At 73.5% G+C, this 20,123-nt stretch carries 19 protein-coding genes; 9 read left to right on the plus strand and 10 right to left on the minus strand.

Features of this window, described 5'->3' with window-relative positions; all coding sequences use genetic code 11:
- Positions 1 to 57 precede the first annotated feature (57 nt).
- Genes ACWDXC_RS10695 through ACWDXC_RS10710 form a run of 4 tightly spaced genes read right to left on the minus strand, consistent with a single transcriptional unit; the run spans position 58 to position 5,065 of the window.
- The gene (locus ACWDXC_RS10695; RefSeq protein WP_364169256.1) at positions 58 to 183 is read right to left on the minus strand and encodes a hypothetical protein; all 126 of its coding nucleotides are present in this window, start codon (positions 181 to 183) and stop codon (positions 58 to 60) included.
- On the minus strand, positions 180 to 2,639 hold the full coding sequence (locus tag ACWDXC_RS10700) for a polynucleotide kinase-phosphatase (RefSeq protein WP_449980409.1): 2,460 nt from the start codon (positions 2,637 to 2,639) through the stop codon (positions 180 to 182). The genes ACWDXC_RS10695 and ACWDXC_RS10700 overlap by 4 nt, the downstream gene beginning before the upstream one ends.
- Positions 2,632 to 4,101 (minus strand): 3' terminal RNA ribose 2'-O-methyltransferase Hen1, encoded by a 1,470-nt coding sequence (locus ACWDXC_RS10705; RefSeq protein WP_449980412.1) that lies wholly within the window; start codon positions 4,099 to 4,101, stop codon positions 2,632 to 2,634. The genes ACWDXC_RS10700 and ACWDXC_RS10705 overlap by 8 nt, the downstream gene beginning before the upstream one ends.
- A gap of 49 nt (positions 4,102 to 4,150) precedes the next feature.
- Positions 4,151 to 5,065 carry an LLM class F420-dependent oxidoreductase gene (locus ACWDXC_RS10710; protein WP_449980415.1) on the minus strand — a complete coding sequence of 305 codons (915 nt, stop codon included), beginning with the start codon at positions 5,063 to 5,065 and terminating at the stop codon, positions 4,151 to 4,153.
- A 121-nt stretch (positions 5,066 to 5,186) separates the two neighbouring features.
- Here ACWDXC_RS10710 and ACWDXC_RS10715 point away from each other — a divergent pair, with 121 nt between their 5' ends.
- The 4 genes from ACWDXC_RS10715 to ACWDXC_RS10730 all read left to right on the plus strand — a co-directional run bounded on the left by ACWDXC_RS10715 (position 5,187) and on the right by ACWDXC_RS10730 (position 9,128).
- On the plus strand, positions 5,187 to 6,218 hold the full coding sequence (locus ACWDXC_RS10715; RefSeq protein WP_449980417.1) for a hypothetical protein: 1,032 nt from the start codon (positions 5,187 to 5,189) through the stop codon (positions 6,216 to 6,218).
- 74 nt (positions 6,219 to 6,292) lie between these two features.
- On the plus strand, positions 6,293 to 7,414 hold the full coding sequence (locus ACWDXC_RS10720) for a sensor histidine kinase (protein WP_449980420.1): 1,122 nt from the start codon (positions 6,293 to 6,295) through the stop codon (positions 7,412 to 7,414).
- Positions 7,411 to 8,532: a sensor histidine kinase gene (locus ACWDXC_RS10725; RefSeq protein ID WP_449980423.1), complete on the plus strand. Its 1,122-nt coding sequence runs from the start codon at positions 7,411 to 7,413 to the stop codon at positions 8,530 to 8,532. The genes ACWDXC_RS10720 and ACWDXC_RS10725 overlap by 4 nt, the downstream gene beginning before the upstream one ends.
- Positions 8,529 to 9,128, plus strand: a complete 600-nt coding sequence (locus tag ACWDXC_RS10730) for a response regulator transcription factor (RefSeq protein ID WP_219507769.1) — start codon at positions 8,529 to 8,531, stop codon at positions 9,126 to 9,128. The genes ACWDXC_RS10725 and ACWDXC_RS10730 overlap by 4 nt, the downstream gene beginning before the upstream one ends.
- A gap of 4 nt (positions 9,129 to 9,132) precedes the next feature.
- On the opposite strand, the gene ACWDXC_RS10735 is transcribed toward ACWDXC_RS10730, so the two are convergent.
- The gene (locus ACWDXC_RS10735) at positions 9,133 to 10,335 is read right to left on the minus strand and encodes an FAD-dependent monooxygenase (RefSeq protein ID WP_449980426.1); all 1,203 of its coding nucleotides are present in this window, start codon (positions 10,333 to 10,335) and stop codon (positions 9,133 to 9,135) included.
- 55 nt (positions 10,336 to 10,390) lie between these two features.
- Here ACWDXC_RS10735 and ACWDXC_RS10740 point away from each other — a divergent pair, with 55 nt between their 5' ends.
- A complete protein-coding gene (locus tag ACWDXC_RS10740) occupies positions 10,391 to 11,128 on the plus strand; it encodes a TetR/AcrR family transcriptional regulator (protein ID WP_449980429.1) in 738 nt (245 codons plus the stop codon).
- Here the strand turns inward: ACWDXC_RS10740 and ACWDXC_RS10745 are convergent.
- Entirely contained in the window at positions 11,109 to 12,371 is a 1,263-nt protein-coding gene (locus ACWDXC_RS10745) for a class I SAM-dependent RNA methyltransferase (RefSeq protein WP_449980432.1), read from the minus strand. The two genes, ACWDXC_RS10740 and ACWDXC_RS10745, sit on opposite strands and share 20 nt — an antisense overlap.
- 80 nt (positions 12,372 to 12,451) lie before the next feature.
- On the opposite strand from ACWDXC_RS10745, the gene ACWDXC_RS10750 reads away from it, so the two are divergent.
- Complete coding sequence (locus ACWDXC_RS10750; RefSeq protein WP_449980435.1) at positions 12,452 to 14,071, plus strand: alpha/beta hydrolase; 1,620 nt, start codon at positions 12,452 to 12,454, stop codon at positions 14,069 to 14,071.
- Here the strand turns inward: ACWDXC_RS10750 and ACWDXC_RS10755 are convergent.
- The gene (locus tag ACWDXC_RS10755; RefSeq protein WP_449980438.1) at positions 14,058 to 16,085 is read right to left on the minus strand and encodes an APC family permease; all 2,028 of its coding nucleotides are present in this window, start codon (positions 16,083 to 16,085) and stop codon (positions 14,058 to 14,060) included. The two genes, ACWDXC_RS10750 and ACWDXC_RS10755, sit on opposite strands and share 14 nt — an antisense overlap.
- A gap of 103 nt (positions 16,086 to 16,188) precedes the next feature.
- Between ACWDXC_RS10755 and ACWDXC_RS10760 the strand changes: the two genes are divergently transcribed.
- From ACWDXC_RS10760 to ACWDXC_RS10770, 3 genes are read left to right on the plus strand one after another with little or no spacing between them, the layout of a single operon-like run.
- On the plus strand, positions 16,189 to 16,854 hold the full coding sequence (locus tag ACWDXC_RS10760) for a potassium channel family protein (protein WP_219507760.1): 666 nt from the start codon (positions 16,189 to 16,191) through the stop codon (positions 16,852 to 16,854).
- The gene (locus ACWDXC_RS10765; protein WP_219507758.1) at positions 16,854 to 17,513 is read left to right on the plus strand and encodes a potassium channel family protein; all 660 of its coding nucleotides are present in this window, start codon (positions 16,854 to 16,856) and stop codon (positions 17,511 to 17,513) included. Before ACWDXC_RS10760 ends, ACWDXC_RS10765 begins: the two co-directional genes overlap by 1 nt.
- A gap of 3 nt (positions 17,514 to 17,516) precedes the next feature.
- A complete protein-coding gene (locus ACWDXC_RS10770; RefSeq protein ID WP_449980443.1) occupies positions 17,517 to 18,170 on the plus strand; it encodes a tetratricopeptide repeat protein in 654 nt (217 codons plus the stop codon).
- 198 nt (positions 18,171 to 18,368) lie between these two features.
- Here ACWDXC_RS10770 and ACWDXC_RS10775 read toward each other — a convergent pair whose 3' ends face one another.
- The 3 genes from ACWDXC_RS10775 to ACWDXC_RS10785 are packed head-to-tail and all read right to left on the minus strand — an operon-like array spanning position 18,369 to position 20,096.
- A complete protein-coding gene (locus tag ACWDXC_RS10775) occupies positions 18,369 to 19,037 on the minus strand; it encodes a DUF3159 domain-containing protein (RefSeq protein WP_449980446.1) in 669 nt (222 codons plus the stop codon).
- Between the two features lie 4 nt (positions 19,038 to 19,041).
- Entirely contained in the window at positions 19,042 to 19,428 is a 387-nt protein-coding gene (locus tag ACWDXC_RS10780) for an OB-fold nucleic acid binding domain-containing protein (protein ID WP_049570465.1), read from the minus strand.
- Between the two features lie 29 nt (positions 19,429 to 19,457).
- On the minus strand, positions 19,458 to 20,096 hold the full coding sequence (locus ACWDXC_RS10785) for a DUF3710 domain-containing protein (RefSeq protein ID WP_308125868.1): 639 nt from the start codon (positions 20,094 to 20,096) through the stop codon (positions 19,458 to 19,460).
- Positions 20,097 to 20,123: the final 27 nt, after the last annotated feature.

Consider the following 20,123-nt stretch of genomic DNA (forward strand, 5'->3'; position numbering starts at 1 on the left):
CTTCCCCCTCTGGCTGAGGGACATACCCGTGACTACGTTACGTACTGCTTCAATTACTCAAACTTGGGCGAGCCAGAAGACCGCCACCACCACGGCCGCCACCGCCAGGGCGACGCCGTACAGCAGGACGGCGCGGCCCAGGCGGCGGCGCAGGTAGCCGGGCCGGTGCCGGTCGGCGGTCACAGGCGCGGGTCCACGGGCTCGGACTCCAGCGCGAGCACGGCGAAGACCGGCTCGTGCACCCGCCAGCCCGGCTCGCCGTCGGCCAGCCGCGCCAGCGCCTCCAGGCCGAGCGCGTGCTCGCGCAGCGCCAGCGACCGCTTCTTGCCGAGGAAGCGCCGGCGCAGCACGTCCAGCGACTCGGTGTAGTCGGGGCCGTAGATGATGCGCAGGTACTCGCGGCCCCGGACCTTGACGCCCGGCTGGACCCGGCCGCCGGTGTGCGCGGCGGGCTTGACCACCATGCCCTCGCCGCCCGCCGCCGTCATCGCCTCCCACCAGGCCGTCGCCTCGGCGCGGGAGGACGGCGAGTCCAGCGAGACGAACACGTGCCGGGTCGGCGCGATGATCGGCGCGTCGAGCAGCGCCAGCGTCGACAGGTGCCAGGCGTGCGGCTCCAGCGCCGTGGCCCGGCCCTCGCAGGCGAGGATCTGGAACGGCGCCAGCCGCACCCCCTCCAGGCCGTCGACCGGCCAGCAGTAGCGGGCGTAGGCGTCGCGGAACAGCGTGGCGTTGCCCGCCCGGCGGCGGGTGCGCTCCAGCAGCTCCGCCACCTCCAGCCCGCGCGCGGCGGCGGCCTCCAGCGCCGAGACCGCCTCCGGCAGCGCGGCCCCGGCGGCGGCGCCCACGGACGCGTACTGGGACCTGATGAGCCCGTCCGCCTTCGCCGACCAGGGCAGCAGCTCGCAGTCGAGCACCACCCAGTCGGAGCCGAGCGCCTCCCACAGCGGCGCGCACGCCTCCCGCAGCCGGTCGACCAGCGGCGTCAGGTCGTCGAAGAACGGCCGCCCGGTGCGCGTGTAGACGGCGCCCGCGCTGCCGTCGGTGACGCCGAACCGCGCCGCCGCCACCTCGGGCGTGCGGGCGAGCACGGCCACGGCCCGCGAGCCCATGTGCTTCTCCTCGCACACGACCTCGCTCACCCCGGCCTCGGCGAACTCCGCGAACGCCTCCTCCGGGTGCTCCAGGTAGCCGTCGAGCGCGGACGTCTGCGACGGCGCCATCGTCGGCGGCAGGTAGACGAGCCAGCGCGGGTCGACCGCGAAGCGGCTCATGACCTCCAGCGCCGCGGCGGCGTTCTCCTCGGCCACCTTGACCCGGCCGGCGAAGCGCGTCTCGACGTGGCGGGTGCCCTGCACGTCGCCGATGTCGAGCATGACCGCGTCACGCGCGGGGGCGGCCAGCGGCTTGACCGGCTCGTACCACACCTTCTCGGCCGGGACCCGGACGAGCTCGCGCTCCGGGTAGCGCAGCGCGGTCAGGTGGCCGCCGAACACGCAGCCGGTGTCGAGGCAGATCGTGTTGTTGACCCATTCCGGCTGCACCGTCGGCGTGTGGCCGTAGACGACCATGGCCCGGCCCCGGTACTCCTCGGCCCACGGGTAGCGCACGGGCAGCCCGTACTCGTCGGTCTCGCCGGTGGTGTCGCCGTACAGGGCGAAGGCGCGCACGCGGCCGGAGGCGCGGCCGTGGTAGGCCTCCTTGAGCCCGGCGTGCGCGACCACGAGCCGCCCCTCGTCCAGCACGTAGTGGCTGAGCAGCGAGTCCATGAACGTCCGCGCCGACTCGACGAACTCCGGCGGCTCGGCGGCGAGCTGGTCGAGCGACTCCTGCAGCCCGTGCGCCACCTTGACGTTGCGCCCGGCCAGCGCGCGCACGAGCTTCTGCTCGTGGTTGCCGGCCACGCAGATCGCGGTGCCGGCCGCGACCATGCTCATGACCAGGCGCAGCACGCCCGGCGTGTCGGGGCCCCGGTCGACGAGGTCGCCGACGAACACGGCGGTGCGGCCCTCGGGGTGCGTGAGCCCCTGCCAGCCGAGCTCGGCCAGCAGCGCCTCCAGCTCCGCCCGGCAGCCGTGGACGTCGCCGATGATGTCGAACGGGCCGGTCAGCTCGCGCCGGTCGGACCACGCCTTCTCGTACGTGATCTCCGCCCGCTCGATCTCCTCGACGCCGTGCAGCACGTGGACCTTGCGAAAGCCGTCGCGGGAGATCTTGCCGAGCGAGCGGCGCAGGTCCTTGCGCTGGCGGATCACCACGCGGGCGCCGAAGTCGCGGTCGGGGCGGCCGGCGTTGCGCTCGACGGCGACCTCCTCCGGCACGTCGAGCACGATGGCGTCGGCCATCACGTCGTGCTGCCGGGCGAGGTCGATGAGGCTCTTGCGGGCCGCGTACTGCACGTTGGTGGCGTCGACCACAGTGAGCAGGCCGCGCGACAGGCGCACGCCGACGATGTGGTGCAGCAGGTCGAACGCGGCGGGGGTGGCGCTCTGGTCGTTCTCGTCGTCGGAGACCAGGCCGCGGCAGAAGTCGGACGAGATGACCTGCGACGGCTTGAAGTGGCGGGCGGCGAAGGTCGACTTGCCGCTGCCCGAGACGCCGACGAGCACGACGAGCGACAGCTCGGGAACGCTAATCACGGGTGAACACCCCCATCTGGGTCGGCGGGCCGACCTCCGGATCCTCCTCGCCCACGGGCCGGAACGCGACCCGGTAGCCGTGCCGGGCCGCCACGTCCTGGGCCCAGGCGGCGAACTCGGCCCTGGTCCACTCGAAGCGGTGGTCGGCGTGGCGCAGGCCGGTCAGGAACTCGTAGCGGACGTTGTACTCGACGTTGGGCGTGGTCACGAGCACGTGCGCGGGCCTGGCGTGGCCGAACACGACGTGTTCGAGGGCGGCCAGCCGGGGCGGGTCCACATGCTCGATCACCTCCATGAGCACGGCGGCGTCGTAGCCGGCCAGGCGCTTGTCGGTGTAGGTGAGCGCGCCCTGGAACAGCGTGAGCCGGGCGCGCTTGGCGTCGGGCATGCGCTCCAGCTTGAGCTTGCGCGCGGCGATGGTCAGCGCCATCGGCGAGACGTCCATGCCGGCGACCCTGGCGAAGCGCGGCCTGGACAGCAGCGCCCCGACCAGCTCGCCCTGGCCGCAGCCCAGGTCGATCACGCTGACGGCGCCGAGCTCCTCCAGCGTCTCCAGCACGGCCTCGCGGCGCCGGGTGTTGAGCGGCGTGCGCCTGGCGGGCCGCTCGTCGACCCCGCCGGCCTCGGCCGCTTCGGCCGCCTCCGCCTCGGCGGCCTCGTCGGCGGCGGTCTCCCCCGCCGGGGCGTCCTCCGCGACCGCGGGCTCCAGCTGCTCCTCGGTGTCGTCGCCCAGCTCGGCCAGGCGGGCGAGCGCGACGCGGGCCATGCTCCAGCGCCGTCCCAGGTAGCGGCGGACGATCAGCCCGCGCTCCGGGTGGTCGCGCAGCCAGCCCTCCCCGGCGCGCACGAGCTTGTCGATCTCGTCCGGCGCCATCCAGTAGTGCTTGGCCTCGTCCAGCACCGGCAGCAGCACGTACAGGTGGTTGAGCGCGTCGGCCAGCCGCACGGTGCCGTCGAGCGTGAGCCGCACGTACCGCGAGTCGCCCCACTCGGGGAAGCCCGCGTCGAGCGGCACCGGCTCGGCGGTGACGTGCCAGCCGAGCGGCGTGAACAGCCGCCCGGCCAGCTCGGGGCCGCCCCGGCAGGGCAGCGCGGGCAGCCGGATCCGCAGCGGCAGGGGCGTGGCGGCCAGCTCCGGCCGGGCGTTGCAGCGTCCGGCCCGCGCGGTGCGGAACACGTCGGCCAGCGCCACGGCCAGCAGCGACGAGGCCGCGTAGGGCCGGTCGTTGACGTACTGCGACAGGCTGAAGTCGGGCGATCCCTTGCCCCGTGACCGGGCCAGCTTGACCGGGTCGACGTCGAGCAGGAGCGCCGCCGTGCAGCGTTCCGCGCCCGCCTCGGGGTAGAACACCGTCGCCTCGCCGAACGACTGGGCGAACCGTTGCACCCGGTCGGGATGCTTGTGCAGCAGGAAGCCCAGGTCGGTGGCAGGCGACACGGTGGTGGAGATCGTCAGCAACACCCCGCCAAGTGTGCCGCAGCCCGGCTGGGACATGCCACCGCATATCCGATCAGACGTGCGGCAACACCTCGGCCGCGATCAGCTCCAGGTGGTCCAGGTCGGCCAGGTCCATCACCTGGAGGTAGACGCGCTCGGCCCCCAGCTCGCCGAGCTTGCCGATCTTCTCCAGCACCTCGGCGGGCGTCCCGGCGAGCCCGGCCTCGCGCAGCGTGTCGAGCGGCTGCTCGATGGCGGCGGCCCGGCGCTCCAGCTCGGCCTGGTCGCGCCCGACGCACACGGTCTGCGCCGCCGACAGGACGACTTCGCGTCCGGTCCGCTCGCACGCCTGCCGGACCCGGTCGAAGGCGGCGCCGGTGTCGCCGAGCCGGTGGAACGGCACGTTGTACTCGTCGGCGAACGTGGCGGCCAGCCGGGGCGTGCGCTTGGCGCCGACGCCGCCGATGATGATCGGCGGGCCGGGCCGCTGCGCCGGCTTGGGCAGCGCGGGCGAGTCGACGAGCCGGTAGTAGCGGCCGTCGTAGGAGAACGACTTGCCGGCCGCCCACAGCCCCCGGACGATCTCCAGCTGCTCCTCGAAGCGGCCGAACCGCTCCGCCACCGGCGGGAACGGGATTCCGTACGCGGCGTGCTCGCCGTCGAACCAGCCGGTGCCGAGCCCGAGCTCGACGCGCCCGCCGCTCATGGCGTCGACCTGGGCGACGCTGATCGCCAGCGGGCCGGGCAGCCGGAACGTCGCGGGTGTCACCAGCGTGCCCAGCCGGATCCCGGACGTCTCCCGCGCCAGCCCCGCCAGCGTGATCCACGCGTCCGTCGAGCCGGGGCCCGGGTCGCCCGCGCCGATGCGCTGGTAGTGGTCGGACCGGAAGAACGCGTCGAAGCCGAGGCGCTCGGCGGCCTGGGCGACGGCGAGGAGATCGTCGTAGGTGGCGCCCTGCTGGGGCTCGGTGAAGATCCGCAACTTCATGTCGCCATTATCGCCACACAACGGACGTCATCCGGAGATTGCCCCCGCGACACCGCGAACGCTTGCTAACGTCCACCCTCAAGCGCACCCTGTAGCTCTGCGAACACGGAGGGTGGTCGACATGTCGGCTTCGCGGCGCAGAAGACCCACCGGCACGCTCCCGCGGCCCTTCGCGGTCCTGTTCGCCCTGGCGCTGACCGGCGCGACGGGGGTGGCGGTCTCGCTGCTGCCCGCCCGCGCCACGCTCCAGCCGGCCGACCCGCCGCCCCCGCCCGCACGGCCCTCCCCGTCCCCCTCGCCGACGCCGCCGCCCGTGCCCGGCGGCTACGTCGGCTTCGTCGACACCGCCGCCGACCCGGGCTTCGACCTGCCGGCCGACTCGCGCCGCACCGGGGTGCGCTGGTACGCGCTCGGCCACCTGGTCGCCGGGCCCGACGGGTGCGGCGTGCGCTGGGCCGGGCGGCTCGACTTCGGCCACGACCCGGTCGCCAACAAGATCGGGCGGCTGCGCGCCAGGGGCGGCGACGCCGGGCTGGTCTTCGGCGGCCCCGACGGGCGGGAGGCCGCCGCCACCTGCACCAGGCCGGGCGCGCTCGCCGCCGCCTACCGGCGGGCCGTCGGCGCGTTCGACGCCGCCTACATCGACTTCGACCTGCGCTCCGACGCCGCCCTCGATCCGCGCTCGGGCGCCGGTGAGGCCACGGTGCTGCGGCGGGCGCGGGCGATCCGGGCGCTGCAGCAGGAGCGGCGGCTGCGGGTGGGCTTCACGCTGCCGCTCAAGCCGTACGGGCTGGCCGCGCGCGACGTCGAGACGCTGCGGCTCACCCGGCGGGCGGGCGCCGACGTCTCCGGCGTCAACCTGCTGGCCGAGATCGAGCCGCAGAGCGCACCCGAGGGCCGCATGCAGCGGCTCGCCGAGGCGCTGCGCGCCGCCCGCACCCAGCTCGCCGAGGTGTACGGCCTGGCCGGGCCCGACGACGCCTGGCGGCGGATGGCGGTGACCTGCGTGCTGTCCGGCCCGGACGACCTGAGCGAGGGCGACGCCCGCAAGCTCACCGCCTTTGCCGCCCGCTACGGCGTGCCGTGGCTGTCCGCGCGGGGCGCCGAGCCCGCCCCGGAGGCGGCCCGCGTCCTGCACGGCTTCTCCGCGTGACCTCGGCGCACCCCCGCAGAAACTATAAGGTTGTCCCGATACGGGGTGCTTTTGGGCGATAGGGGGATGGGCGGGTGTCCACCAGGCCGGAGACCGCGAAGAAGCTCCTGCTCTACTGGATGGACGGCATGGTCGTCCTCCTGGGCTTCTTCCTCGTCGCGGTGATGGTGAACGCCACGACGGCGGGCCGGCAGTCCCCCGTCACCACCGCCGTGGGCCTGCTGTCCATGACCGGCGTGATGGTCCTGTACTCCCTCGTGATGCGCGACGCCTACGACGAGCGCCCCCGGCCGACGGCGAAGCTGGTCGCCGGCGGGCTGCTCACCGCCGCCGCGATGCTGCCGGTCCTGCCCCTGCCGCCCGACGCCAGCGGCACCTGGGAGACGCTGACGTACGTGTGGCTCTCCTCCGTCGCGCTGTATCTGCCGCTGTGGGTGACCGTCTGCGCCGGCGCCACGCTCGTCACCGCGATCACCGTGTACGTCTCGGCCGCGCTGGACCAGCCCTGGCAGGCGGTGCTGATGAGCCAGGCGCTGAGCGCGGTCTTCATCCCGGCCGCCACCTGGATCTGGTGCTGGCTGTGGCGGACGATCCGCGACGCGCACGACAGCCAGGCCGCCAAGGCCCGCCTCGCGGTGGCCGAGGAGCGGCTGCGCTTCGCCCGCGATTTGCACGACCTGCTCGGTCACAGCCTGTCGGTGATCACGCTGAAGAGCGAGCTGGCCGCCAAGCTCGCCACCAAGGACGCCGCCAAGGCCGGGCGCGAGATGGCGGAGGTGCGCCGCCTGGCCGGCGAGTCGCTGGTGGAGGTGCAGGTGGCCGTCGACGGCTACCGGATGCTGGACCTGGACGCGGAGCTGAGGGGCGTGCGCGCCGCGCTGGAGGGGGCCGGGGCCCGCTGCGTGACCGACGTCCGGGCCGACGACCTGTCGCCCGAGGCTCGTACGCTGCTCGCCTGGGCGGTGCGGGAGGGGGCAACCAACGTGCTCAAGCACAGCAAGGCCACGAGCTGCGAGATCACCATCGCCCGCGGGGTGCTGGAGATGCGCAACGACGGGGTGCCGCCGGACGCGCCGGCGGGCGCCGGGAGCGGGCTGCGCGGGCTGGCCGAGCGGATGGCGACGGCGGGCGGCTCGTTCTCCGCCTCGCCCACGCCCGCCGGGGAGTTCCTGCTGCGCGCGGAGGTGCCCGTATGAGCCGGACCGCCCGCGCCGGCCGGGTGCGCGCGGCCACCAAGCTGGACAAGATCCGCTGGATCGTCGTCTACTCCGGCGACATCGGCTTCCTCATCGGCCTGGTGGGGCTGCTGCACCTGGCGCTCCTCGTGCTCGAGTACGGCCTCCCGGTGCCCGTGGCCGTGATCTCCGGGGCGTTGCAGCTGGCCCTGATCGTGATGGCGAGCCGGGCGGTCCGGATCGCCGTGCGCGGCGAGCGGCGTCCGACCGCCATGCTCGTGGCCGGCGGGGTGATCACGCTGCTGCAGCTGGTGATCCCGGTCATCTGGGCCGCCCCCGTGTGGCTGGCCATGATCGCGCCGTTCGTGCGCCGCCGGACCCTGGCCGCGGCGACGCTGGCCACGCTCGGGCTGACCACGGCCAACCTCCTGATCGCCGGCGACCTCCAGCCGCTGCCGCTGGTCGTGCAGAGCGCGCTCAGCGTGGCGCTCGGCGCCGGCATGCAGGCCAACATGTGGCTGTGGCGCCTCGCCAAGGAGGCGCACGAGGGGCAGGAGGCCAAGGCGCTGCTGGCGGTGTCGGAGGAGCGGCTGCGGTTCGCCCGCGACCTGAACGACCTGCTCGGCCAGAGCCTGACCGGCATCGCGGCCCGCGCGGCGGGCGCCCAGGAGCTGCTGCGCGCCGACCCGGAGGACGCGGCGCGCGAGATGTTCGAGGTGCGCGACACGGCCCGGCAGGCGCTGCGCGAGGTGCGCGCCACCGTGCAGAGCTACCGGGCGCTCGACTTCGACGAGGTGCTGGCCAGCGTCCGCGCCGTGCTGGAGGCCGCCGACGTGCGCTGCACGGTCCAGGCCGACGACACCGCCGGCCTGGCGCCGGAGACCCGTACGCTGCTGGCCACCGTGGTCCGCGAGGGCGCCACCAACGTCCTCAAGCACAGCCGGGCCGAACGCTGCACGATCACGATCAGGGAAGGAATCCTCGAGATGTCCAACGACGGCGTCAGCGGGGCCGTGGGCGAGCACGCCCCCAACGGTCTCGGCGGCCTCGCCAAGCGCGTCGCGACCGCCGGCGGCTCGCTCTCGGCCGCGCCCACCCCCGACGGCGCCTTCCTGCTCAGGGTCGAGGTGCCCGCATGACCACGCGCGTGCTGCTGGCGGACGACGAGCACCTGATCCGCGGCGCCATCGCCGCCCTGCTGGACCTGGAGGACGGCATCCAGGTCGTCGCCCAGGTCGGCCGGGGCGACGAGGTCGTGGCGGCCGTGGCGGAGCACCGGCCGGACGTGGCGGTGCTCGACATCGAGATGCCCGGCATGGACGGGCTCAGCGCCGCCGAGCGGATCAGCGCCGATTGCAAGATCGTCATCCTGACGAGCCTGGGCCGGCCCGGTTACCTGCGCCGCGCGATGGCCGCCGGGGTGAGCGGGTTCCTGGGCAAGGACGCCTCGGCGGAGGAGCTGGCGATGGCGATCCGCAAGGTGCAGGCGGGCGGGCGCTACCTGGACGCCGAGCTGGCGGCGGCGGCGATGGCGGCCGGCGACAGCCCGCTGACCGACCGGGAGCGTGACGCGCTGCGCCTGGCGGCCGACGGCATGGCGATCTCCCGGATCGCCGGGGAGCTGCACCTGACGGAGGGCACCGTGCGCAACTACCTGTCGAGCGCCATGACCAAGCTCAACGCCCAGAACCGGCTGGAGGCCATCCGCACCGCCCAGCGCATGGGCTGGCTGTGACGGGTCAGGCGTCCGCGCGGACCGGCTCCTCCCAGTCGACGCGGTAGTCGTAGATCCACCGGCTCGGGTCCTCGCCCCGGCGGGCCATCCGCTTCAGCGCGGCCGACATGATGAGGTCGCGCGGGATGCGGGCGATCGGCCCGAGCCCCTTCCAGCCGCCGGTGCTGTTGCCCTGGGCGACGACGCGCTCGACGCGGGCGCGGCGCAGCCGCTCGTAGGCGGTGAAGGCGGCGGTGACGCCGGGGCTGTCGCGCAGGCACTTGGCCAGGACGACGGCGTCCTCGACGGCCATGGCGGCGCCCTGCCCGATCGATGGGGCGGTGGCGTGGGCGGCGTCGCCGATGACGATCATCCGGTCGCGGTGCCAGCGGGGCACGGCCGGCACGTCGTACGTCTTCCAGGCGTCGAAGATCTTGTCAGAGGCCGCGACGAGGTCGGCGGCGGGGCCCTCGTCGTCGCGGAACAGGCCGAGCAGGCGGGCCCGCCACTCCTCCGGGCCGGTCGCGGCCAGTTTGGCGCGGGTGGGCTCGGCCTTCCTGGTGAGGTTGGCCGCCCACCAGACCTCGCCGTCCGGGTGGGTGAGGTGCGCGAAGAAGGCGTGCCGCCCGAAGATCGCGCACATCAGGCCCGGTTCGGCGCCGGTGGACACGCCGCGGGCGTAGCCGCCGGTGTTGAGCAGTCCCGAGTAACGGACGCCGGGCGCGTGCGGGTCGATGATCTCGCGGGTGCGTGACCACAGCCCGTCGGCGCCGATGAGCAGGTCGCCCTCGGCCGTGCCGCCGTCGGCGAACCTGGCCAGCACCCGGCGGCCGTCGCTCTCGGCCTCGACGAGCCGCTTGCCGTACTCGATCGGCACGCCGAGCCGTTCGGCGTGCAGGCGGAGCAGCCGGTAGAGGTCGGCACGCTTGACGGTCCGGCTGACGGTGCCGTCGGGGAGCGGGTCGCCGTAGCGCAGCTCGCCGAGCTTCCTGCCGGAGCCGCTGGTCAGGGCCATCCTCGGCGTCGCGAAGCCGATCTCCCTGGCGTCGACGCCGAGGGTGCGTAAGGCGTGGAGCGCGTTGACCGCGAGGGTCAGGAAGGCGCCGGCGTTGTCGGCGTCGCGGTCGTAGGCCTCGTGGACGACGGCCGCGATGCCCGCCTTGTGCAGCGCGATCGCGCTCAGCGTGCCGGCGATGCCGCCGCCCGCGATCAGCGATGTGTATGTCATACACTCGAATATATGGCATACACTTCGGGAGGGGTCAACGAGTGAAGGCGGAGCGATGAAGGAAGAGCTGCCCGCGGGCCTCGCCGAGCTGTGGGACCGGCTCGGCGCGCCCGAGCCCGCGCCGAGAAACCGGCTGACGCTCTCCCGCGTCACCGGCGCGGCCGTCGAGCTGGCCGACGCCGACGGGCTCGACGCCGTGTCGATGGCCCGGGTCGCCGAGCGGCTCGGCTACACCACGATGTCGCTCTACCGGCACGTCAAGAGCAAGAACGAGCTCCTGCTGCTGATGCTCGACCGCGTCGCGGCCCTGCCCCCCGAGCTGGACGAGCCCTTCGACGGCTGGCGCGACGGCCTGGAGCGCTGGTGCCGGGCGCAGTGGGAGATGCTGCACGCCCACCCCTGGGTCGTGCACCTGCCGATCACCGGGCCGCCGATCACGCCCAACCAGCTCGCCTGGACCGACCGCGCCCTGCGCACCCTGCGCGGCACCGGGCTGAGCGAGGCCGACAAGGCGGGCGTCGCCCTGCTGGTCGCCAGCCACCTGCACACCGTGGCGCGGCTCGGCGCCGACCTCGGGCCCGCCGCCTCGGGCGAGTCGATCGCGGCCTACAGCGACCTGCTCGGCAGGCTGGTCGACGGGGCCCGCTTCCCCGCGCTGCGGGCCGCCGTCGACGCCGGCGCCTACGACTATCCTGCGGGCACCCCGGCCGAGGAGCGGCGGCTGGACTACCGGTTCGGGCTCGCCCGCATCCTCGACGGCGTCGCCGCGCTGATCAGCTCGGCCGGCGGGTGAGCAGCGCCACGCACTCCACGTGGTGGGTCATCGGGAAGGCGTCGAAGGCGCGCAGGTCACCCAGCTCGTAACCACGCTCGGCGAACCACTTCAGGTCACGGGCCAGCGTCGCCGGGTCGCACGACACGTACACCACGCGCAGTGGCTCCAGCGACACCACGCGCTCGACCACGTCGAGGCCCAGCCCCGAGCGGGGCGGGTCGACCACGACGAGGTCGGCCCGCTCGATCTGGAAGCGGTCCAGCGCCTCCTCCACCCGGCCCCGCTCGACCCTCGCCTGAGGCAGGTCGCGCAGGTTGGCGCGGGCGTCGCGCACGGCGGCGGCCTCCGACTCCAGCCCGAACACCGCCCCCTCGGGGCCGACCGCCTCGGCCAGGCCCGCCGCGAACAGGCCCACGCCGCAGTAGAGGTCGAGCGCCCACTCCCCCGGCTCCGGCGCGGCGTAGGCGAGCACGGCGTCGAGCAGCGTCTCGGCCGCGCCGGGATGCACCTGCCAGAAGCCGCTCCCGGAGACGCGGAACTCGCGGTCGCCCACCCGCTCGTGCAGCAGCCCGGAGCCGTGGCGCGGCACGGTGCGGCCCTTGCCCTGGTCGAGCAGGATCGAGGCGGGCGCGTCGAGGTCGGGCACCGCCACCTTGCGGCGCGGGCGCGGCGCGACCACGACGGCCCGGTCGCCCTCGGAGGAGGCGATCACCTCGACCGACGCGGCGCCCGGCCACTGGTGGTCCTCGGCGGCGACGGCCTCCACCTCGGGGTGCGCGATCAGGCAGGCGTCGATGAGCTGAAGGTCGTGCGAGCGGTGCTTGCGCAGCCCGAGCCGGCCGTCGGGCAGGGCGGCGAACTGGACGCGGGTGCGCCAGCCGAGGCCGTCCTTGGCGCCCGGCACCTCCTCCACGACCACGTCACGCTCGATGCCGGCCAGCCGGTGGAGCTGCTCGGCGACCACGGCCGCCTTGAGCCCGCGCTGCGCCTCCAGCGTGGCGTGCTGCCAGTCGCAGCCGCCGCACAGCCCGGGCCCGGCATAGGGGCACGGCGGGACGACGCGGTCGGGCGACGGCTCGAGGATCTCCACGGCGTCGGCGCGCAGGAACCGGGTGGTCTCCTCGGTGACCTCGGCGCGGACCCGCTCCCCCGGCAGCGCGTGCCGGACGAACACCACGCGCCCTTCGTGGCGTGCCACGCACCAGCCGCCGTGGGCGACCGGACCTACTGTCAGCTCGAGTGATACCTGTTCCACACGCATACCCTATGCCCAGCCGGGCGGCACTCCTCCGGTTACGCTGAGTGGTCGCACGCTCGTCAGTGGTTCGGGGGGACGCTGAGTTGTGGAAGCTGGGGTTCGGGGGGACTCTGCTCGGCACGCTGTTCTTCTGCGCGTCGCTGACGCCGTCGCTGCTGCCCCGGACGTGGCTCTACCAGGGGGTCATGGGCGCGGTCACGGCCGTGCTCGGCTACGCCGCCGGGGCCTCGGCGGGCGCGGTGTGGCGGGCGCTGGTGCGCCGCCGCCCGCCGGAGCGCTGGCGCCGGCCGGCCTGGCGGATCATGCTGACCGGCTGCGCGCTGCTGACCGCCGCCGCGCTGTGGTACAGCTACGACTGGCAGCGCGACCTGCGGGCGCTCATGGGCATGGACACCGCGATCACCTGGTTCCCGCCGGTCATCCTGGCGCTGGCCGTGGTGCTGTTCGCGCTGTTCCTGGGCCTGGCCAGGCTCGTACGGCTCGGCGGGCGCAAGCTGATCGCCTGGCTCGACAGGTTCGTCCCGTTCTACGTGGGTCACGTGCTCGGCGTGCTGGTCGTCGGCTTCCTGGTGGCGGTGTTCGCCAACGACGTGCTGTTCTCCGGGTTCGTCCGGACGATGAGCGACATCTCGTCCGTGACCAACGCCACCACGCACCCGGGCGTCCACCGGCCGGCCTCCGCGTCGCTGTCCGGCGGCCCCGGGTCGCTGGTGAGCTGGGACTCCCTGGGCCGGGAGGGGCGCAGGTTCGTCGGCACGGCCACCACCCCGGCCCGGCTGCGGGAGTTCACCGGGGAGCCCGCGCGGCAGCCCATCCGCGTGTACGTGGGGCTCGACACGACGGCCTCACCGCGTGACCAGGCGGCGCTGGCGGTGCGCGAGCTGGAGCGCACGGGCGCGTTCGACCGCGCGGTGCTGGCCGTGCTGGGCACCACCGGCACCGGCTGGGTCGACCAGGGCATGGCCGATCCGCTGGAGTACATGTACGGGGGCGACTCGGCGCTGGTCGCGCTGCAGTACTCCTACCTGCCGAGCTGGGTGTCGTTCCTGGTCGACCAGAAGAAGGCGGCGCAGGCCGGGGCGGCGCTGTTCGACGCGGTGCGCTCCCGGTGGGAGCAGCTGCCCGCCGGCGACCGGCCCAAGCTGGTGGTCTCGGGCGAGAGCCTGGGCTCGTTCGCGCTGGAGAACGCCTTCCGCGACGTGGACGACCTGGCCGCCAGGACCGACGGCGCGCTGTTCGTCGGGCCGCCGAACGCCAACCCGATCTGGAACGAGGTCACCGCCGGCCGCGACCGGGGCAGCCCGCTGTGGCGGCCCGTCTACCAGGACGGCGTCACCGTCCGCTTCGCCCAGCGGCCCGGCGACCTGGAGCAGCCGCCCGGCCCGTGGAAGGAGCCCCGGGTCGTCTACCTGCAGAACGCCTCCGACCCGGTCGTGTGGTGGACGCCCCGGCTGATCTACGACCGGCCCGGCTGGCTGGAGGGGCCGCGCGGGCCCGGCGTCAACCCGCAGATGAACTGGTTCCCGCTGGTGACGTTCTGGCAGGTGCTGGTGGACATGACGGCGGGGCTGTCGGTGCCGCCAGGCCACGGCCACCGCTACGGCCCGAACATCGCCGACGGGTGGGCCGCCGTGGCGGCGCCGCCCGGGTGGAGCGAGGCCGACACCGCCAGGCTGCGCGGGCTGCTGCTCAGCGGTTCTTGACCTGCTCGCCGCCCGACCGCCGCGCCACGCCAGGCGCGTACTGCTCGGGGCGCCCGCGCAGCCGGTCGGAGGAGTGGAGCTGCCACGGCACGCTCGTCACCATGACGCCCGGCTTGAACAGCAGCCGCGCCTTCAGCCGGAACGCGCTCTGGTTGTGCAGCAGGTGCTCCCACCAGTGGCCGACCACGTACTCGGGGATGAAGACCGTCACCACGTCGCGCGGCGAGCGGCGGCGCACGGTCTTGACGTAGTCGAGGATCGGCTGGGTGATCTCCCGGTAGGGCGAGTTGAGCATCTTCAGCGGCACCGGGATGCCGCGCCGCTCCCACTCCTCCTGCAGCGCCCGCGCCTCCTTGCCCTCGACGCCGACCGTGATGGCCTCCAGCGTGGACGGCCGGGTGGCGCGGGCGTAGGCCAGGGCCCGCAGCGTCGGCTTGTGGATCTTCGAGACGAGCACGATGGCGTGGTTGCGGGCGGGCAGCGTCGACTCGTCGTACTCCTCGGTGATCTCCAGCTCGGCGGCGACGTTGTCGTAGTGGCGCCTGATGGCCTTCATCATGAGGAACAGGATCGGCATCGCGATGCACACGATCCACGCGCCGACGACGAACTTGGTGAGCAGCACCACCACGAGCACCAGCCCGGTCATGACCGCGCCGAAGAAGTTGATCGTGCGCGAGCGGTGCATCTGGTGGCGGGCCTTCAGGTCCTCCTCGGTCCTGAGCCGGCGGGTCCAGTGGATGACCATGCCGGTCTGGCTGAGCGTGAACGAGACGAAGACGCCGACGATGTAGAGGTTCAGCAGGCGGCTGACGTCGGCGTCGAAGCCCCACAGCAGCAGGCAGGCCATCAGGGCCAGGATGATGATGCCGTTGGAGAAGGCGAGCCGGTCGCCGCGGGTGTGGAGCTGGCGCGGCAGGTAGCGGTCCTGGGCGAGGATCGAGCCGAGCACCGGGAAGCCGTTGAAGGCGGTGTTGGCGGCCAGGAACAGGATGAGCGCGGTGACGCCGGAGATGACGACGAACGGCAGCGACCCGCCGCCGAAGACCGCGTCGGCCACCTGCGAGATGATCGGCTGCTGGTGGTAGCCGGGGCCGACCGGCGTGCCGTCGGGCCGCAGCAGGTCGGTGGCGGCCACCGACGGCTCGGCCACCTTGACCCCGGAGACCAGGCCGAGCGCGATGATGCCGCCGAACATGCTGATCGCGATGAGGCCCATCATGAGCAGCGTGGTGGCGGCGTTGCGGCTCTTGGGCTTGCGGAAGGCGGGCACGCCGTTGCTGATGGCCTCGACGCCGGTCAGGGCCGCGCAGCCGGTGGAGAAGGCGCGCAGCACCAGGAACGCCGCCGCGAACATGGTCAGGTCGGTCTGCTCCGGCACGATGTCGAAGTCGGCGCTCGGCGCGCGCAGCTCCTCCTTCAGGAAGACGACCTCGAACCCGCCCACGGCGATCATGCCGAGCACCGCGATCATGAACGCGTACGTGGGGATCGCGAACGCGGCCCCCGACTCGCGCAGGCCGCGCAGGTTGACGACGGTGAGCAGGATGACGATCCCGATGGCCACGGCGGGCTTGTGCTGGGCCACGAACGGGATCGTCGCGCCCACGTAGTCGACGCCGTTGGCCACCGACACCGCGACCGTGAGCACGTAGTCGACCATGAGGGCGCTGGCCACGGTGAGCCCCGCGTTGGCGCCCAGGTTGGTGGTGGCCACCTCGTAGTCCCCGCCGCCGCTCGGGTAGGCGTGCACGTTCTGCCGGTAGGAGGCGACGACCGTCAGCATCACGACCACCACGGCGATCGCGATCCACGGGCTGTAGGCGTAGAACGAGACGCCCGCCAGCGACAGGATGACCAGGATCTCCTGCGGCGCGTAGGCGACGGAGGAGAGCGCGTCGCTGGCGAACACGGGCAGGGCGATGCGTTTCGGCAGGAGTTGCTCGTGAAGCTGGCCGCTTCTCAGGGCCCGCCCCACGAGCAGGCGTTTGACAAGATCCGATGCTTTCGCCACGTTACGGAATGCTAGTCCTATGTGCCTGTGGCGCCGACGGGGCGCTCCCGGTGGACGCCATACTGGTGTCGAGCAACGGGCCGACCGCGGAGTGCGGGGGAGTATGCATATAGTGATCATGGGGTGTGGCCGGGTCGGATCGACTCTCGCGCACATCCTTGAGGACAACGGGCATTCGGTCGCGATCATCGACCGGGACCCGCAGGCGTTCCGCAGGCTGCGGGCCGGGTTCCGCGGCCGCCGGGTCACCGGCATCGGCTTCGACCGCGACGTGCTCACCGAGGCGGGCGTCGAGTCCGCCGCCGCGTTCGTGGCGGTCTCCAGCGGCGACAACTCCAACATCATCTCCGCCCGCGTGGCCCGCGAGACGTTCGGCGTCGACGACGTGGTGGCGCGCATCTACGACCCCCGGCGCGCCGAGGTCTACCAGCGGCTCGGCATCCCGACCGTGGCGACCGTGCGCTGGACCGCCGACCAGATCCTGCGCCGCGTCCTGCCCGAGGGGGCCGAGCCGCTGTGGCGCGACCCGACCGGCACCGTCGTGCTGGCCGAGGTGACGGTCAACCCGGCCTGGATCGGCACCCGCGTCGTCGACCTGGAGGCGCACGCCGGGGCCCGCATCGCCTTCCTCAACCGGATGGGCGAGGCCGTGGTCATCACCGGCACCACGATGGTGCAGGACGGCGACGTGCTGCACGTCATCGCCGCCGAGGACGACATGGACCGGATCAACCAGGTGCTGGCCGAGGCACCGGAAGAGGACGAGTGATGCGCGTCGCCATCGCCGGGGCCGGCGCCGTCGGCCGCTCCATCGCCGCCGAGCTCCTGGAGAACGGCCACGAGGTCCTGCTCATCGACGTCAACCCCAAGGCCATCAAGATCGACAGCGTGCCGCGGGCCGAGTGGCTGCTCGCCGACGCCTGCGAGATCGCCTCCCTCGACGAGGCCGGGCTCAGCAACTGCCACGTCGTCGTCGCCTCCTCCGGCGACGACAAGGTCAACCTGGTCGTGTCGCTGCTGGCCAAGACCGAGTACGGGGTGCCGCGCGTGGTCGCGCGCATCAACCACCCCAACAACGAGTGGCTGTTCAACGAGTCGTGGGGCGTCGACGTCGCGGTCTCGACGCCGCGCCTGCTGAGCGCGCTCGTCGAGGAGGCGGTCAGCGTCGGCGACCTGGTGCGGCTGATGACGTTCCGCCAGGGGCAGGCCAACCTGGTCGAGCTCACGCTGGCCGACGACGCGCCGGTGGTGGGCCAGCGGGCCGGCACGGTGCCGTGGCCCACGGACTCGGCGCTGGTGGCGATCCTGCGCGAGGGCCGCGTCCTGGTGCCGACCGCCGACGACCCCCTGGAGGCGGGCGACGAGCTGCTGTTCGTGGCCAACCAGGAGGTCGAGCAGGAGCTCGCCCACCTGCTCTCCCAGCACTGACCCATGACGACGCCCACGCAGGACGGAGACGGGATCGACCGGGCCGGACGGCTGTGCGACCGCGCCGTCTTCGCCGGTGACGACGGCGCGCTGGAGGCGGCCGGCCGGGAGCTCGACGTGGTGGAGGCGCGCCTCGCCGTCGCCCGGGGCCGCGTCCTGCACGCGCGCTTCCTGGAGGACCGGCGCGCCGACGCCGCCGAGCTCGCGCTCTTCGAGCGCGCCGCCCGCCTCTACCGGGCGCTCGGGGACCCGGCGGGCGAGGCGGAGGCGCTGTTCTGGACGGGCTGCTTCCACCAGGTCGTACGCGACGACCCCGGCACGGCGGTCCCCCTGTTCGAACGCGCCGTGGAGCTGGCCGAGCGGGCCGGCGACCTCGGCACCCAGGCGTACGCGCTGCGGCACCTGGGCATCGCCGACCACGCCGCCGGCCGCCTGGAGGCCGCCCGGGAACGGCTGACGGAGTCCACCCGGCTGCGCCGCCGGATCGGCCACCTCGCGGGCGTGGCCGCCAACCAGGTCGGGCTCGTCCACCTGGCGATCGACGAGGGCCGCCCCGCCGAGGCGCGGGCCCTGGCGGACGAGGCCTACGCCCTGGCCGAGTCGTGCGGCGCCGTACGGATCATGCGCCAGCTCGACCAAGCCCGCACCCGCCTCTGACGCCGTCCGCTTCGAACCCGAGGCCCGCCCGCCCCTTTCGGACCTGAGGCCCGCCCCTTTCGGACCCCCGCCCTCTTCGGACCCCCGCCACTCCGGCCCCCGCCACTCCGGCACCGGCTTCTCCGCCGGGCCCGGGAAGCCCCCGGAATGACGGAACCCGCCTCTCCTTCGAGAGACGGGTTCGCCGGGCGGACGGGGTCAGGCCGGGGCGGGCGGGTTGAGCGGAGTGCGACCCCGGCCGAGCACCCACACCATCGCGGCCAGCGCCGCCACCTGCAACGGCCAGCCCATGACGATCTTCGCGAAGCCGAGCGCCGCCACCGCCGGGTCGCCGCCGCCGAACAGGTAGACCGGAAGCTGCACGGCCACCCGCACCACGCACGGGATCATGAGCAGCCAGGTGAGCCGGGTGCAGAGCTTCACGATGCCGGGGTCCTTGTGCCACCCCACCGGGTCGTTGGTGACCGACCCGATGAGGAAGCCGACGACCGGCCACCGGGCGACGATCGAGACCAGCATCCCGACCGAGTAGGCGGCGTTCCACAGGATGCCGGGCAGGAAGTAGTCCTTCGCGTCACCGGTGCGGCTGGCGAAGAACGCGCCGATCGCGATGCCGATGAGGCTGTTGATCACGAACTGCGGCGTGGACCGCTGCACGAGCCGCACCAGCAGCAGCGCCACCGCCAGCGCGATGCTGACGATCAGCGACAGCCGGAGCTGCTCGGTCGTGATCCAGGTCAGCGTGAAGGCGATCGTCGGCACCGCCGCCTCGATGATGCCGCGCACGCCGCCGAACGCCTTGGCGAGCTGGGCTCGCACCGCCGCCTCGACGGTGTCGTGGGCGGCTTCTCCGGCCTCAGCACTCACCTGATCAACTCCCTGGGCGCAGCTCGTATCGCGGATTGAACATCACCTTGCGGCCGTCCTGCATGCTGACCAGCCCTTCGGCCTTGACCGGCCGGCCCGGCTCGATCCCCGCGATCTTGCGGCGGCCGAGCCACACCAGGTCGATCACGTCGGAGCCGTCGTACAGCTCGGCCTCCAGGGCGGGGGCGCCGCCTCGCGGACGCAGGGTGACCGTCCGTAGCGTACCGGCTACGCAGAACCGGCGTCGGCCGCCACACGAGGCGATGGGCGTGGCGCCTGCCTCGTCGGCGCCCTCACGAAGCTCCTGTGCCTCCAGCTCGGACCGGCTCGTGGCCAGCCTGCTGAAGAAGGCCCGCAATCCTCCGCGTTTCGGAGGCTCTGCCGTACTCATGATGGTTCAGCCTATGTGATAAGGACGCGTCAGCGTATCTCGCTGATTTCGGGGCCGCGTTTGAACGGGTTCTGCTGCTGGGCCTCGGGCTGCTCGGCGACCGGCTGCTCGTTGGGGCGGCGCAGCGGGATCGATTCCTCCCGGGCCATCGGCTCGTCGCCCCGGACGACCACCACGTCCTTGACGAACTCGACGAACGCCTCGGCCACCGTGTCGTCGACCGCGGCGCGGCCGTTGATCACGGCGAGCAGGAACCAGCGGGGGCCGTCGATGCCCAGGTAGCGGGCCGGGCGGCTGCCGCCCTCGACGGGGATCTGCCCGGCCAGCTCGGGGCCGAACGGGCCCTCGCGCTCCTCCAGCGCCGGGGCGCTCGCCTTGATCTTGGTCCTGATCTCGTCCCACAGGCCCGAGCTCTTGGGCGCGGCCAGCGCCTGGAGCTGCAGCGAGCTCTCCTCCCACAGCGCGACCACGCCGACGTGCTGGTCCCCCACGGAGGCCAGCCGGACGTCGAAGGCCGGGTTGTGGGGCAGGCGCAGCCCGCCCAGGTCGGTGCGGTCGTGGTCGGGGTGGGGCTCGTCGGCGTCCCACGGGCCGGATTCGCGCGCAGGGACGGCGGCGGTCTCCTCCGCCACCTGCTCCGGCTGCTCACGACGGCGACGTCGCAACACGTTGTCTCACTCTCCCTGATCTTGTCA

The organism is Nonomuraea sp. NPDC003214, assembly GCF_053590035.1.